Annotated in this window: 12 protein-coding genes and 1 pseudogene; 5 read left to right on the forward strand and 8 right to left on the reverse strand. The window is 71.1% G+C overall.

What is annotated here, in order from left to right:
* Positions 1–147 precede the first annotated feature (147 nt).
* Both CH341_RS20895 and CH341_RS20900 read left to right on the forward strand, forming a co-directional pair.
* On the forward strand, positions 148–1,113 hold the full coding sequence (locus CH341_RS20895) for a Bug family tripartite tricarboxylate transporter substrate binding protein (protein WP_170149740.1): 966 nt from the start codon (positions 148–150) through the stop codon (positions 1,111–1,113).
* Between the two features lie 27 nt (positions 1,114–1,140).
* Entirely contained in the window at positions 1,141–1,806 is a 666-nt protein-coding gene (locus tag CH341_RS20900) for a flavin reductase family protein (protein ID WP_111420916.1), read from the forward strand.
* 175 nt (positions 1,807–1,981) lie between these two features.
* Here CH341_RS20900 and CH341_RS20905 read toward each other — a convergent pair whose 3' ends face one another.
* The 6 genes from CH341_RS20905 to CH341_RS20930 all read right to left on the reverse strand — a co-directional run bounded on the left by CH341_RS20905 (position 1,982) and on the right by CH341_RS20930 (position 8,136).
* Positions 1,982–2,911, reverse strand: coding sequence for a 2-hydroxyacid dehydrogenase (locus CH341_RS20905; RefSeq protein ID WP_111420917.1), 930 nt, complete (start codon positions 2,909–2,911; stop codon positions 1,982–1,984).
* Positions 2,912–2,973: 62 nt separating this feature from the next.
* On the reverse strand, positions 2,974–3,762 hold the full coding sequence (locus CH341_RS20910) for an enoyl-CoA hydratase-related protein (protein ID WP_111420918.1): 789 nt from the start codon (positions 3,760–3,762) through the stop codon (positions 2,974–2,976).
* Positions 3,763–3,764: 2 nt separating this feature from the next.
* The gene (gene paaH, locus CH341_RS20915; RefSeq protein WP_111420919.1) at positions 3,765–5,309 is read right to left on the reverse strand and encodes a 3-hydroxyacyl-CoA dehydrogenase PaaH; all 1,545 of its coding nucleotides are present in this window, start codon (positions 5,307–5,309) and stop codon (positions 3,765–3,767) included.
* A 21-nt stretch (positions 5,310–5,330) separates the two neighbouring features.
* On the reverse strand, positions 5,331–6,224 hold the full coding sequence (locus tag CH341_RS20920) for an amidohydrolase family protein (RefSeq protein WP_111420920.1): 894 nt from the start codon (positions 6,222–6,224) through the stop codon (positions 5,331–5,333).
* Between the two features lie 10 nt (positions 6,225–6,234).
* On the reverse strand, positions 6,235–6,837 hold the full coding sequence (locus tag CH341_RS20925) for a carboxymuconolactone decarboxylase family protein (RefSeq protein WP_111420921.1): 603 nt from the start codon (positions 6,835–6,837) through the stop codon (positions 6,235–6,237).
* A gap of 18 nt (positions 6,838–6,855) precedes the next feature.
* Positions 6,856–8,136, reverse strand: a complete 1,281-nt coding sequence (locus CH341_RS20930; RefSeq protein WP_111420922.1) for a CaiB/BaiF CoA transferase family protein — start codon at positions 8,134–8,136, stop codon at positions 6,856–6,858.
* A gap of 595 nt (positions 8,137–8,731) precedes the next feature.
* Between CH341_RS20930 and CH341_RS20935 the strand changes: the two genes are divergently transcribed.
* A complete protein-coding gene (locus CH341_RS20935) occupies positions 8,732–9,478 on the forward strand; it encodes a GntR family transcriptional regulator (RefSeq protein ID WP_111420923.1) in 747 nt (248 codons plus the stop codon).
* A 76-nt stretch (positions 9,479–9,554) separates the two neighbouring features.
* Here CH341_RS20935 and CH341_RS20940 read toward each other — a convergent pair whose 3' ends face one another.
* Together CH341_RS20940 and CH341_RS20945 are read right to left on the reverse strand one after the other, a co-directional pair.
* A complete protein-coding gene (locus tag CH341_RS20940) occupies positions 9,555–10,235 on the reverse strand; it encodes an HAD family hydrolase (RefSeq protein WP_111420924.1) in 681 nt (226 codons plus the stop codon).
* A 117-nt stretch (positions 10,236–10,352) separates the two neighbouring features.
* Positions 10,353–12,137, reverse strand: coding sequence for an SLC13 family permease (locus tag CH341_RS20945; RefSeq protein WP_111420925.1), 1,785 nt, complete (start codon positions 12,135–12,137; stop codon positions 10,353–10,355).
* 174 nt (positions 12,138–12,311) lie between these two features.
* On the opposite strand from CH341_RS20945, the gene CH341_RS20950 reads away from it, so the two are divergent.
* Together CH341_RS20950 and CH341_RS33810 are read left to right on the forward strand one after the other, a co-directional pair.
* Complete coding sequence (locus CH341_RS20950; RefSeq protein ID WP_111420926.1) at positions 12,312–12,683, forward strand: Crp/Fnr family transcriptional regulator; 372 nt, start codon at positions 12,312–12,314, stop codon at positions 12,681–12,683.
* Between the two features lie 58 nt (positions 12,684–12,741).
* A pseudogene (locus tag CH341_RS33810) lies at positions 12,742–12,829 on the forward strand (aldehyde dehydrogenase family protein); the annotation flags it as partial.

Raw genomic sequence — 12,829 nt, forward strand, 5'->3', positions numbered from 1 at the left:
CGGGCACCTCAGGATGACGGCTCGAGAGTCAGGGCCGTTGGTACGAGACGGTCCCGGACTCGGTTCACTCGGATGCCGCACGAGAGTCCGAAAACCGACCACCCGAGGGCCCCCTCGCAAACAAGACCAGACGACAGGGAGAACACCATGACGAGGACCAGACTGCTCGCCGCGCTGCTCACCGCCGCGACACTGATCGGCACGGCGCAGGCGCAGGACTTTCCGCGGACCACCATCCAGCTGATCAATCCCTACGCGGCCGGCGGCTCGGCCGACCTGCTGGCCCGGACGGTCGCCATGGCCATGGCCGAGCGGCTCGGCAAGGAGGTCATCGTCGTCAACAAGCCGGGGGCCGGCACGACCATCGGGGCGAGCTTCGTCGCCCATGCGGAGCCGGACGGCCACACGCTCTATCTCTCGACCGCGACCGCCCACGCGATCATGCCGCGCCTCTCCAAGACGGCGTATGACGGCATCGCCGACTTCGCGCCGATCGCCATGCTGGCCAACGTGCCGAACGTGCTGGTGGTGCGCTCCTCGCTTCCGGTGAAGACCGTGCCGGAGCTGATCGCCTATGCCAAGGCGCACCCGAACGCGCTGAACTTCGCCTCCGTCGGCATCGGCAGCCAGCCGCATCTCGCCGCCGAGCTGTTCATGCAGACGACCGGGACCCGCATGGTGCACGTCCCCTACACGGGCGTCGCGCCGGCGACCACGGACCTGGTCTCCGGCCAGATGGATCTCGGCTTCCTCAATGCGCCGCCGCTGCTCCAGCACATCGAATCCGGCGCCTTGCGGGCGCTGGCCGTAACGATCCCGAAGCGGGCCGATCTGCTGCCGGACGTGCCGACCCTGGACGAGCTCGGCCTCGCCGGCTTCGACATCGGCACCTGGTACGGCCTCTCGGCGCCGGCGAAGACGCCCGGGCCGGTGCTCGACAAGCTCCGCCGCACGCTCGCCGCGGTGATGTCCGACCGGGCCGTGCGCGGCAAGATCGTCAGCCAGGGGAGCGAGGTGTTCTACCTGGACGGCGACGCCTTCGCGGCCTATCTGAAGCGCGACGCCGAGCGGATGGCCCGCCTGATCGACACGGCCGGCATCAAGACGCGCTGAACCCGTACACCGCCCGGAGCACCCGACATGTCCGACGACTTCGTCACCATCGACGCCGACAGCCTCGACACCGAGGCCGCGTACCGTCTCATCGTCGGCTGCGTCGTGCCCCGGCCGGTCGCCTGGATCACCAGCGTGGATCGGAACGGCCTCGTCAACGCGGCGCCGTTCAGCTCCTACAACTACGTCGCCACCACGCCGCCGATGCTCGCCGTGAACATCGCGCTGCGTCCCGGCGCCCCGGTCGGGACGATCAAGGACACGGCCCGCAACATCACGGAGACCCGCGAGTTCGTCGTCAACGTCGCGACCGAGGCGACCATGGAGCTGATGCATCGCACCGGGCAGAACTTCCCGCCCGACATCAGCGAGGCGGAGGCGCTCGGCATCCCGCTGCTGCCGAGCAGCAAGGTCGCGCCGCCGCGCATCGCGCTGTCGCCCGTGCAGATGGAATGCCGGCTCGACCAGGTGGTGGTGCTCGGCCGCGGCATCAACACGCTCTACATCGGCGAGGTGGTCGCCTTCCATCTGTCGCCGGAGATCTACGACGGGCGGCGGGTGGACGGCGTCGCGATGCGGCCGATCGCGCGGCTCGGCGGGCCGTTCTATTCGGCGCTCGGCGAGATCTTCGAGCGCCCGATGCTGCAGCGTCCCCCGGGCGGCGAAGGCTGGGTGGGTGGGGAAAAGGCCTGAGCCCGAGGACGTCCGTCGGGTCGTCGCGTCCGGACCGTCTGCTCGGTCATCCCGGGGCGGCGCAAAGCGTCGAGCCCGGGATCCACAACCCCTGTCGATCGTGAGCCATCAGCGCCGGGCGTATGGATTCCGGGCTCGCGGACCTGCAGTCCGCGCCCCGGAATGACGCATCAAATCACCCCTGCGCGCGGGCCGCGTCGAAGAACGGGCGCCCCGTCAGATAGGCGTCGATGTCGCCGATCATGCGGGCGATGATGGCGGCGCGGGTCTCGCGGGTGATCGAGGCGGAGTGCGGCGACAGGACGACATTGTCGAGCGCCAGGAAGCGCGGATCGATCGCCGGCTCGGTCGCGAAGACGTCGAGCGCAGCGCCGTGAATGCGGCCGGATTCCAGCGCGTCCAGCAGCGCCTCCTCGTCGACGACGGAGCCGCGCGCGACGTTGACCAGCACGCCGTCCGGCCCGAGCGCGTCGAGCACGGTCGCGTCGACCAGGTGGCGGGTCTCCTCGCCGCCCGGACAGGCGAGAACGAGCACGTCGCTGCGCGCCGCCAGCGTGACGACGTCCGCCACGTGATCGTAGGGCGCGTCCTTGCGGCTGCGCGCGTGATAGAGCACCTGCATGCCGATCGCCTGCGCCCGGTCGGCGACGTGGCGTCCGATCCGGCCGAGGCCGACGATGCCGATCGTCCGGCCGGCGACGCGGCGCGAGGCGGCGATGCGCTCCCTGCCCCACCGACCCTGGCGCACGAAGGCGTCGGCCCGCAGCGTGCCGCGCAGCACGGCGTAGATCATGGCGATGGCGGCGTCGCCGACATCCGCGGCGATCTCGTCCGGCGTGTGGGCGACCGCGATGCCGCGCCGCCGCGCCGCGGCGAGATCGATGGTCTCGAGGCCGATGCCTTGGCTGACCACCAGCCGCAGATCCGGGCAGGCGTCGAACTCGCCTGCGCCGGCGCCGACGATGCCGGTGGTGACGGCGATCTCGAACCCCGGCCACGGCGTGGTCCGGCTCCGATCGAATTCGACGAGCGCGAACCGTGCGGCGAGCGCGTCGCGCAGGTCCGGCGGAATGTAGCCCAACACGAGGAGCCGGTGTTCAGCCATGGTGGTTCCCGCCGGAAAGCTTGTTCAGGAGTGGTCGAGACGCATCGTTTCGCGCCGTCGGATCAGCGGCCCTGATAGACCGGCTTCCGCTTCTCCAGGAAGGCGGTCATGCCTTCCTTCTGGTCGGCGCTGTCGAACAGCATCACGAAGGCCTTGCGCTCCAGCGCCAGCGCCGTCTCCAGCGGCACGTCCTGGCCGAGCCCGACGACCTCCTTGATGGCGCGCACGGCGAGCGGCGGCATTCTGGTGATGGTCGTCGCGAGCGCGAGCGCGCGGTCGAGCGCCCCGCCCTTCGGCGCCACCTCGGTGATCATGCCCATGGCGAGCGCTTCCGGCGCCTTCACGGCCTCCCCGGTCAGCATCAGCTTCATGGCCCGGTACTTTCCGATGGCGCGGATCAGCCGCTGCGAGCCGCCGGCGCCCGGCATGATGCCGACCCGGATCTCCGGCTGGCCGAACGCCGCGTCGTCGCCGGCGACGATCATGTCGCAGCACAGCGCCAGCTCGCAGCCGCCGCCGAGCGCGTAGCCCTCGATCGCGGCGATCAGGATCTTCGGGCAATGGCGCAGCACGTCGAACACGTGACCGGTCCGCTGCGCGACATGCGTCTGCGGCGTCATCGCGACCATCTCGGCGATGTCGGTCCCGGCGACGAAGCAGCCGCCCGCCCCGGTGAGCACGATCACCCGCACGGTGTCGTCCGCCGTCAGGCTCTCGACCGCGTCGGCGATCAGCCCCTTCACCTCGAGGTTCAGCGCGTTGCGGCGCTCGGGCCGGTCGATGGTGACGACGGCGATGCCGTCGGCACGCGTGGTCGTCACCGGCGGCTTGGCGGCGGGCGTGGCGGTCATGATCAGTGTCCGGAGGGGGTGGACGAATGGAACGGGCGCCCGGTCAGCGCGCGACGGCGCAGCAGCGGCGCGGTGCGGTAACGGTCCTCGCCGTAGGCCGCGGCGAGCCCGTCGATGACGGCGGCGATGCGGGCGGCACCGAGCGTGTCACACCAGGCGAGCGGCCCGCGCGGATAGTTGACGCCCTTGAGCATGGAGAGGTCGATGTCGGCGATGCTGCCGACCCGCTGATGCGCGGCGTCCGCCGCCTCGTTGATCAGCATGGCGACGGTGCGCATCACGACGAGCCCGGGCGCGTCGTCGAGCACCGACACGGTCTTGCCGAGCGCCTGGAAGAAGCCCGCCGCCGTGGCGAGGGCGGATGCCGGCGCCTGGTCGGCCGCGGCGATCGCGATGCGCCCGGCCGTGCCGTAGTCGAGCGCGAGATCGAACAGGATCTCCGGCCCGCCGTCGGCGGCGAAGCGCGCCGTGGCGCTGCGTCCGTCGGTGAGCGCGAGCGCGACGCCGTCGACCCGGATCATGCCGCCGCCGTCGCGTGTCTCGACCGTCAGCCCGGCGGTCTGCGCAAGCGCGCCGAGCGCCGCGGCCGGACCGAGGTCGCCCTCGATCACGATGCTGGTCGGCCGCGGCCCCGCCGGCGCGTCGTCCGGCACGGGCGGTGGCGCACCCTTGGCGTAGTCGTAGAAGCCGCGGCCGGTCTTGCGGCCGAGCTGGCCGGAGTCGACCAGCTCCTTCTGGACCAGCGACGGCTTGTAGCGCGGATCCTGGAACAGCAGCTCCCACACGGTGCGGGTCACGGCGTAGTTCACGTCGTGGCCGATCAGGTCCATCAGCTCGCACGGCCCCATGCGAAAACCGCCGGCCTCGCGCAGGATCGCGTCGAGCGTCGCTGGCGTCGCGGCGCCTTCGGCGATCAGCCGCAGCGTCTCGCCGTAGAACGGGCGGGCGACGCGGTTGACGATGAAGCCGGGCGTCGAGCGGCAGTGCACCGGCGTCTTGCCCCAGGCCCGACAGGTCGCGAAGGCCGTCGCCGCCACCGCCGGTGCCGTGACGTGGCCGCTGACGATCTCGACCAGCGGCAGGATCGGGGCCGGATTGAAGAAATGGACTCCGAGGAACCGCTCCGGCCGCTCGATCACGGCGGCGAGCGCCGTCACCGAGAGTGACGACGTGTTGGTCGACAGGATCGCATTCGGCGCGACCGCGGCCTCGACGCGCCGGAACAGATCCCGCTTGACCGAAAAGTCCTCGATGATCGCCTCGATGACGAAGCCGGCCGGGCCGATGTCGTCGATGCTCGGCATCGGCGTGATGCGGCCGAGCTGCGCATCGCGCGCGGCGGCCGATATCTTGCCCTTGTCGACGAGGCGGTCGAGGTCGCGGCGCAGGCCGTCGATGCCGCGCTGGATCGCCTGCGGGTTCGCATCGTGCAGCAGCACCGGGTGCCCGGCTTTGGCGGCCACCAGCGCGATGCCGCTTCCCATGGTGCCGGCGCCGATCACGGCGACCGGGACGGTGGCCGCGAGGGCCGCTGCGGCGTCGGTCATCACAGGTCTCCGAACATGGGCTCAGGCGCGCGTGGCGGTGCCGAAGCCGTAGAGCGCGGCGGGGTTCTCCGCGAGAATGCGGCGGCGCAGGCCGTCGTCGCCGAGCCAGGTCGTGAACAGGTCGAGCAGCCGGCCGGCGTCCGGCGCCGGGTCGAGCCGGACATAGGGCCAGTCGGAGCCCCAGACGAGCCGGTCCGGGGCGGCCGCCACCAGCGCGTCGTGCAGCGGCCGGACGTCGGGATAATCGGGCGCGGTGCGCGACACGCGGCACACCGAGAGCTTCACCCACACCGTGCCGGTCTTCATCGCGTCGAGGATCGCCCTGAAGCTCGGGTCGTGCGGTCCACGCGCCGGGTCCGGGCAGCCCATGTGATCGAGCACCAGCGGCACGCCGAGGGTCAGCAGATCGGGCAACAGCGCGGCGTAGTCGTCCGCCTTGGCCCAGAGCTGCGCGTGCAGGCCCAGCGCCCGCATGCGCGGCGCCAGCGCGGTGAGGTGCTCGACGCCGACGCTGCCCGGATAGCGCTGGCCGCCCGGCGCCCGCATCTCGACGAAGCGCAGGCCGCAGATGCCGCCGGCGCGCCACGCCGCGAGGGTCGCGTCGTCGATCGCGCTGTCGGTCGCCGCGACGCCCTTCAGGGCGCCGTCGGAGCCGCGGATCGCCGCCAGCATGGCGGCCGGATCATTGGCATAGGGCGCCGGCTGGGTGAGCACGCCGAAGCGCACCCCGAGCGTTTCGCGCGCAGCGGCGTGAACGCCGGGCGAGGCGTCGGGCAGCGCATAGACGGACGACTGCAGCGGGGGAAACCGGTCGAACGGCCCGAAGACATGGCTGTGCGCATCGCAGGCGCCCGGCGGCAGCGGGATCGCCGGCGGCGACACCGGCGGTGCGGGAACGACGTCGAAGTCCGGCATGGTGTCCTCGTCAGATGCGGCGGGCCGGCGGCAGCGGCGTGATCAGGCCGTCCGACTGCGGCAGCGGGGCGATCGGCGCGTCGATGCCGTCCGGCAGCGGGATGGCGTGGACGTTGAGCGTCATCGACACCATCGTGTAGTAGCCGACGACGCCGGTGAGCTCGACGACCCCGCGGGCGTCGAAGCGCCGCACGACGGCCTCGTAGACCGTGTCCTCCACCTGGCCGGCCTGCACGAGCTGGCGGGCGAACTCGTAGACGTCCGCCTCGTCCGGATCCGCGAAAATCGGCGCCTCGCCGCGCCGGATCGCCTCGATGATCTCTGGGGCGAGCCCCGCCTTGGCGGCGGCGGCGGAATGCGCCCACCACTCGACCTGGCTGGTGTAGCGCCGGCCGACCACGATGATGGCGAGCTCGTTCAGGCGCGGCGGCAGGCAGGTGTCGTAGCGCAGCAGCTCGCCGAGGGCCGACCAGCGACGGGCGAGCTCGGGACTGTGAATAACGGCGCGCAGCGGGCCGATCATCTTGCCGCGCTTGCCGGTCACCACGCTCGCGTGGACGGCGCGCTGCTCCTCCGTCATCTCGTCCGGCTCGGGAAGCGGAATCCGAGGCATGGCTGTCTCCCCTCGCCGTCAGGTCACGCCGCGCGCGGCGATGTCGCTCTGCGCCGCGTCGTCGAGCCCGAGCTCGGCGAGGATTTCGCGGGTGTGCTGGCCCAGCACCGGCGGGGCGCGATCGAAGCGCAGCGGCGCCTCGGCAAAGCGCAGTGGGCTGACCACCTGGGGCACCGTGCCGGCGACCGGATGCGGCAGCTCCCGCTTCATCTGGCGATGGCGGATCTGCGGATCGTCGAAGACCTGCGGGATCGTGTTGATCGGCGCGCAGGGCACGCCCACCGCATCGAGCGCGGCGATCAGCGCGTCGCGCTCGAAGCTGCGGAACCGCTCGGTCAGCAGCGGCGTCAGCACGGCGTTGTTGCGCACCCGCCCGGCATTGGTGCTGAACCGCTCGTCGCTCACCCATTCGGCCCGGTCGAGAACCTGGCAGAGCCGGGCGAACTGCCCGTCGTTGCCGACCGCCAGCACGAGATGGCCGTCGGCGCACGGAAACACGTCCTGCGGCTGGATGTTCGGATGCCGGTTGCCGCCGCGCTGCGGCACCTTGCCGGACAGCATCCAGTTCATCGCCTGGTTCGCCAGAACGGCCGCCTGGACGTCCAGCATGGCGAGATCGATGGTCTCACCATGCCCGGTCTCGGCGCGCCGCGTCAGCGCCGCCAGCACGGCAACGGCCGCGTACATACCGGTCATCAGGTCGACGATCGGCAGCCCGACCTTCTGCGGCCCGCCGCCCGGCAGATCGTCGCGCTCGCCCGTCACGCTCATCAGCCCGCCCATCGCCTGGATGGCGAAGTCGTAGGCCGCCTGATCCTTGCGCGGGCCGTCCTGGCCGAAGCCGGTGACCGAGCAGTAGATCAGCCGGGGATTGACGGCGCGCAGCGAGGCGGCGTCGAGCCGGTAGCGCTCCAGCGTGCCGGCCTTGAAGTTCTCGATCGCGACGTCGGCCGTGGCGGCGAGGCGGTGGAGAATCTCCTGCCCTTCCGGCTTGGTGATGTCGATCGTCACCGAGCGCTTGCCGCGATTGACCGCCAGGAAATAGCCGGCGTCGCGGGTCGGCTCGCCGGCGGCGCTCTTCAGGAACGGCGGCCCCCACCCGCGCGTGTCGTCGCCGGCGCCGGGACGCTCGATCTTGATGACGTCTGCGCCGAGATCGGCGAAGATCTGGGTCGCCCAGGGCGCGGCCAGGATGCGCCCCATGTCGAGCACCCGGATATGGGCCAGCGGACCGACGCGCGGCGGCTGCTGGTCGGCGGAATTCTGGTCGGCGGGGCGAGGTGACGGCGGTACGGGCATGGCGGCTCCGGCTGTTCGTGCGTCCCGCGATGGTCGCGTCGTGATCGTTCGGCCCCCTCGATGCGCGATCGAGCCGGGCCCGTGCGGCGCCGGACGGGCTCAGCCGTGCAGCAACGCCGAAGCACCCCGGGGGCGGAAGTAAGTGCCGTTAGGCTAGCTATATGACCTAACTTTGGGTGCTGTCCAGCGCATTTTCCTCGGTTCAGGCTTGCGTCGCCCTGCCCCGCGGTTCGGACCGCCGGCGCGCGCCCGCTTCGCTGGTCTGCCACGCCGACGCCGACCTCACATCCGTGCACGCCCCGACACAACTCGCGCGCCGCGCGAGAGTTGCGATGCAGCAAGTCCGGAATAGTTGCATTGACTAGAGGAATGGTTTAATTGACGGGTGCTCCGTGACCCCGCGATGCACGGGTGGAATGTGCCGTCCTCCGACGCTCGGCCGACACGCTCTTCGACCGCCGCGAACCGTGCGCGCTCGACGCACCGCGGCGTATCGAGCGCGTCCCTCCGTCGGCGAGGCGTGGCATGCTCCGGGCACGGCCTCGTGCCGCATGTCGCCTGTACGCCGGTGTGAACGAATCGGCCGGACCGAACCATGAAACCGCTCAAGACCGACGACGCGCCCGATCTGAACCGCAGCGCCATCGCGCGTTACATCCAGCTCGCCAGCCTGTTCCGGCGCCGGATCGAGTCCGGGCAGTGGCCCGTCGGGCAGCAGATCCCGACCGTCGACGAGCTGGCCGAGGAGGTCGGGGTCGCCCGCGCCACCATCCGGCAGGCCCTCGACGAGCTCGCCAAGGATCAGCTCATCGAGCGCTTCCGCGCCAAGGGCACGTTCGTGCGCAAGCGCCCCGAGGTTCAGGAATGGTGCGAGGTCGCGACCGACTGGTCCGGCCTGCTGATGCCGCGCGAGAACGCCGTCATCCAGACGCTCTCGGAGGAGCGCGGGATGCAGCCGCTGCACGTGATGCATCCGGTCGGCACGCTCGCCCCGTCCTACCAGCGCATGCGCCGCCTGCATTCGCGCAACGGCACGCCCTACTATCTGAGCGACCTCTATATCGACGAGCGCCTGGCCGGAAAGATCTCGAAGAAGGACTTTCAGACCAAGCCGGCCCTGAAGCTGATCGCCGACATCCCCGGCATCAGGATCAAGGACGCGCGGCAGACCCTGACGATCGCCACCGCCGACGTGGAGACCGCCAAGCTCCTCGACATCTCGCTGAACGCCCCGGTCGCCATCGTCCACCGCACCGTGGTCGACCGCGACGGCTGCCTCGTCTTCATCGGCGAGGGCCAGTACCGCGGCGACACGCTCCGCATCGACATGAAGCTGAAGTGACGGGCTCGCCCCCGCCCGGCCGAGCGCCGCGCGAGGTCGCGGCGAGCTGATTCATCCCCGATGCCACCGCCGGCCGTCACCGCCGCCCGCCGACCTCGTCGATGTGGTTCAGCAGCGCCAGCGGATCCTCGTAGACCCGGTAGGCGCCGGCGCGCTCCAGCTCGGCCTCGCCGTAGCCGCCGGACAGCACCCCGACCCCGAGCGCGCGGGCGCGCCGGGCCGCCAGGATGTCCCACACGCTGTCGCCGACCACGTAGGAGTCCTCGATGGCGACGCCGAGCCGCGCCGCCGCGGCGAGGAAGAGATCGGGATCCGGCTTGGCGTATTTCACCTGATCGCGGGTGACGACCGGCACCTTGTCGGGATCGACGCCGAGCGTGTCGAGCGTCGGCCGCGCCGTCGCCATCCGGCCCGAGGTGGCGATCGTCCACGGGATGCCTTCGCCGGTCAGATAGGCGAGCAGCTCCTTGGCGCCCGGCAGCGGGCGGATCTCCTTCGAGCGGCGGCCGTAGCTCTCGGCATGCCGCTTCTGCAGCCGCTCGGCCCGCTCGGGATCGAGCGCCGAACCCCCGGTCTCGCGCAGCAGCATGTTGGTGAACAACCCGCCGCTCATCCCGATTTTGCGATGGATGCGCCAGACCGAGAGGTTGATGCCCTCGGCCTCCAGCGCCTCGTGCCAGGCGAGCACGTGCTGGTAGACGCTGTCGACGAGCGTGCCGTCGAGATCGAACAGAAAGGCCGTCTGGCGACGCTCCATGCGGGGCCTCCGGGTGCGAGGGTTGGGGTCGGGGCTTCGGCTGCTCCGACCGTCAGGGCGGAGCCTCCACTCCGCGACCTCTCATGGCAAGTCCCCGTGACGCGCGGATGGCGCCGCTCACTTCGCCAGCGGCCAGACGAAGGCGATGGTCGGCACCGCCACGGCGACGACGATCACGGACAGCGGCAGGCCGAGCTTCCAGTAGTCGCCGAAGCGGTAGCCGCCCGGCCCCATCACCAGCGTGTTCGACTGGTGGCCGAACGGCGTGAGGAAGTCGCACGCCGCCCCGACCGCGACCGCCATCAGGAACGGGTCGGGCCGCAGCCCGAGCTTGCTCGCGAGGCTCGCCGCGATCGGCGCCATCACCAGCACGGTGGCGGCATTGTTGAGGAACGGCGTCACCGCCATGGCGGCGACCAGGATCAGGGCGAGCGCGCCGATCGCCGGCAGCGCCTCGGTGGCGACCGACAGCCAGCCGGCGATCAGGTCGGTGCCACCGGTCGTCTGCACCGCCTCGCTGACCGGGATCAGGGCGCCGAGCAGGACGATGATGGGCCACTCGATCGACTCGTAGACCTCGCGCAGCGCCAGCGCCTTGGTGAGCACCAGCGCGACCGCGGCGGTGAAGAAGGCGACCGCGACGGGCAGCAGCCCGGACACGATCGCGGCGATCGTCGCGGCCAGGACGACGACCGGGATCCAGCGCCGCCGGCCGCGGCCGAGCTCGAGATCGCGCTCGGCCAGCGGCAGCAGGCCGAGCTCCTTCAGCGCATCGGGCAGCCGATCGAGCCGCCCCTGCAGCACGACGACGTCGCCGGGACGGAACCGGACGGTGCGCAGCCGCTGGGTGATGCGCTCGCCGGAGCGGCTGATGGCGATGAGATTGATGCCGAAGCGGTCGCACAGATAGGCCGTCTCGTGCGTCTCGCCGACCAGGCCCGAGGCGCCGGTGACGACCGCCTCGACGGTGCCGACCTCGTCGGCGTCGCCCTCCACGGGTGCATCCTCCTCGCGCTGGCCGGTGAGCTGCAGCCCGGCCCGCACCACGGCGCGCTCGAGCGATTCGGGCTCGCCCTCGATCAGCAGGATGTCGCCCTCCTTCACCCGCATCCCGGCATGGGCGCGCTGGCGGCGGACGTCGTCCCGCACCACCGTCGTGACCTTGCTGACGCCTTCGTCGAGCTCGCCGACCTCGGTCACCCGCTTGCCGATCAGCGGCGACTCCCTCGGCACCTGCGCCTCGACCACGTAGTTCTCGATGTTGATGGCGGCGTCCATCGAGGCGCCGCCCTGGCGGTCCTTGGGCAGCACGCGGTAGGCGAAGGTGAGATAGACGAGACCGACCGCCGCGATGGCGATGCCGACCGGGGCGTAGTCGAACATCCGGAACGGCTCGCCGACGATGTCGGCGCGCAGCCGCGCCACGATGACGTTGGGCGAGGTGCCGACCAGGGTGATCAGGCCGCCGATCAGCGAGCCGAAGGCGAGCGGCATCAGGAGCTGCGAGGGCGCCGTGCCGGTGCGCTTGGCGAGCTGGAACGCCACCGGCATCAGGATCGCCAGCGCGCCGACGTTCTTGATGAAGGTGGACAGCACGATCACGGCCAGCACCAGGGCGAACACCTGCCGGCGCGGGGTGACGAGATACGGCCCGAGCGGCCGCACCACCTCCTCCATCACGCCCGACTTGGCGATCGCGGCCGAGACCAGCAGCGCCGTCGCGACGATGATGACGACGTCGTCGGAAAAGCCCGAGAACGCCTTGTCGGGCGGAACGATGCCGGCCACCACGGCGGCCACCAGGGCGAGCGCGGCGACGAGGTCGTAGCGCAGCCGCCCCCAGACGAACAGCGCCATCATGGTCGCGACGATGGCGAAGGTGAGCCCTTGCTGGAGGGTCATTCGGAATCCGGTGTGATGCGGGGGCGGACGTGTGGCGCCCGGGGACGGTGGCGAACCAACGCACGGGTCCGGTTCCGTGTTCCTGGCCCGGACCGGCCGGCGGCCGGATCGTCACACCACTGTCACACGCCCGACGGAGCTTGCGTCCGCACAGAGGGAATCGGAGTCACGGCCATGAATGCGGGCGCTTTCAATTTCGCGGTTCTCTCCAGGCCGGAGGTTCCGGAGCGGAGCGTCGCGGCCGGCAGCGTGATCTTCCGCGAAGGCGAGCCGGCGACCGAGATGTTCGTCGTCAAGAGCGGCACGGTCGCGATCCGGGCCGACAATCACCTGATCGCCGAGCTGAAGGAGAACGAGATCTTCGGCGAGATGGCCCTGATCGACAAGACGTCGCGCAGCGCCACCGCGACGGCCGAGACCGACGTGACGCTGATCCCCGTCTCCGAGAAGCAGTTCCTGTTCCTGGTCTCCGAGACGCCGTTCTTCGCCCTCTCGGTGATGCGGGTGCTGGTCCACCGCCTTCGTCTGCTGAACCGCATCGGCTGAGGCGCCGGAGCGCCGCAGCGACCCCGGGGACGAGACCTCACGGCGTCCGCCGCCGCCCGGCATCTGCCACCTCAACGGCCCGACCGTGCACGACGAGGCGCAGATGCCGTTCGGCGGCGTCAAGGCCTCGGGTTACGGCCGCTTCG

Source organism: Rhodoplanes roseus, assembly GCF_003258865.1.
Lineage (GTDB): Bacteria > Pseudomonadota > Alphaproteobacteria > Rhizobiales > Xanthobacteraceae > Rhodoplanes > Rhodoplanes roseus.

Bases quoted from the DNA above. Each gene is read 5' to 3' on its own strand.
- CH341_RS20910 (WP_111420918.1), bottom strand. From the start codon at position 3,762: ATGACCGCCACGCCCGCCGCCAAGCCGCCGGTGACGACCACGCGTGCC.
- CH341_RS20940 (WP_111420924.1), bottom strand. From the start codon at position 10,235: ATGGAGCGTCGCCAGACGGCCTTTCTGTTCGATCTCGACGGCACGCTC.
- CH341_RS20900 (WP_111420916.1), top strand. From the start codon at position 1,141: ATGTCCGACGACTTCGTCACCATCGACGCCGACAGCCTCGACACCGAG.
- CH341_RS20905 (WP_111420917.1), bottom strand. From the start codon at position 2,911: ATGGCTGAACACCGGCTCCTCGTGTTGGGCTACATTCCGCCGGACCTG.
- CH341_RS20920 (WP_111420920.1), bottom strand. From the start codon at position 6,224: ATGCCGGACTTCGACGTCGTTCCCGCACCGCCGGTGTCGCCGCCGGCG.
- CH341_RS20935 (WP_111420923.1), top strand. From the start codon at position 8,732: ATGAAACCGCTCAAGACCGACGACGCGCCCGATCTGAACCGCAGCGCC.
- CH341_RS20945 (WP_111420925.1), bottom strand. From the start codon at position 12,137: ATGACCCTCCAGCAAGGGCTCACCTTCGCCATCGTCGCGACCATGATG.
- CH341_RS20895 (WP_170149740.1), top strand. From the start codon at position 148: ATGACGAGGACCAGACTGCTCGCCGCGCTGCTCACCGCCGCGACACTG.
- CH341_RS20950 (WP_111420926.1), top strand. From the start codon at position 12,312: ATGAATGCGGGCGCTTTCAATTTCGCGGTTCTCTCCAGGCCGGAGGTT.
- CH341_RS20925 (WP_111420921.1), bottom strand. From the start codon at position 6,837: ATGCCTCGGATTCCGCTTCCCGAGCCGGACGAGATGACGGAGGAGCAG.
- paaH (WP_111420919.1), bottom strand. From the start codon at position 5,309: ATGACCGACGCCGCAGCGGCCCTCGCGGCCACCGTCCCGGTCGCCGTG.
- CH341_RS20930 (WP_111420922.1), bottom strand. From the start codon at position 8,136: ATGCCCGTACCGCCGTCACCTCGCCCCGCCGACCAGAATTCCGCCGAC.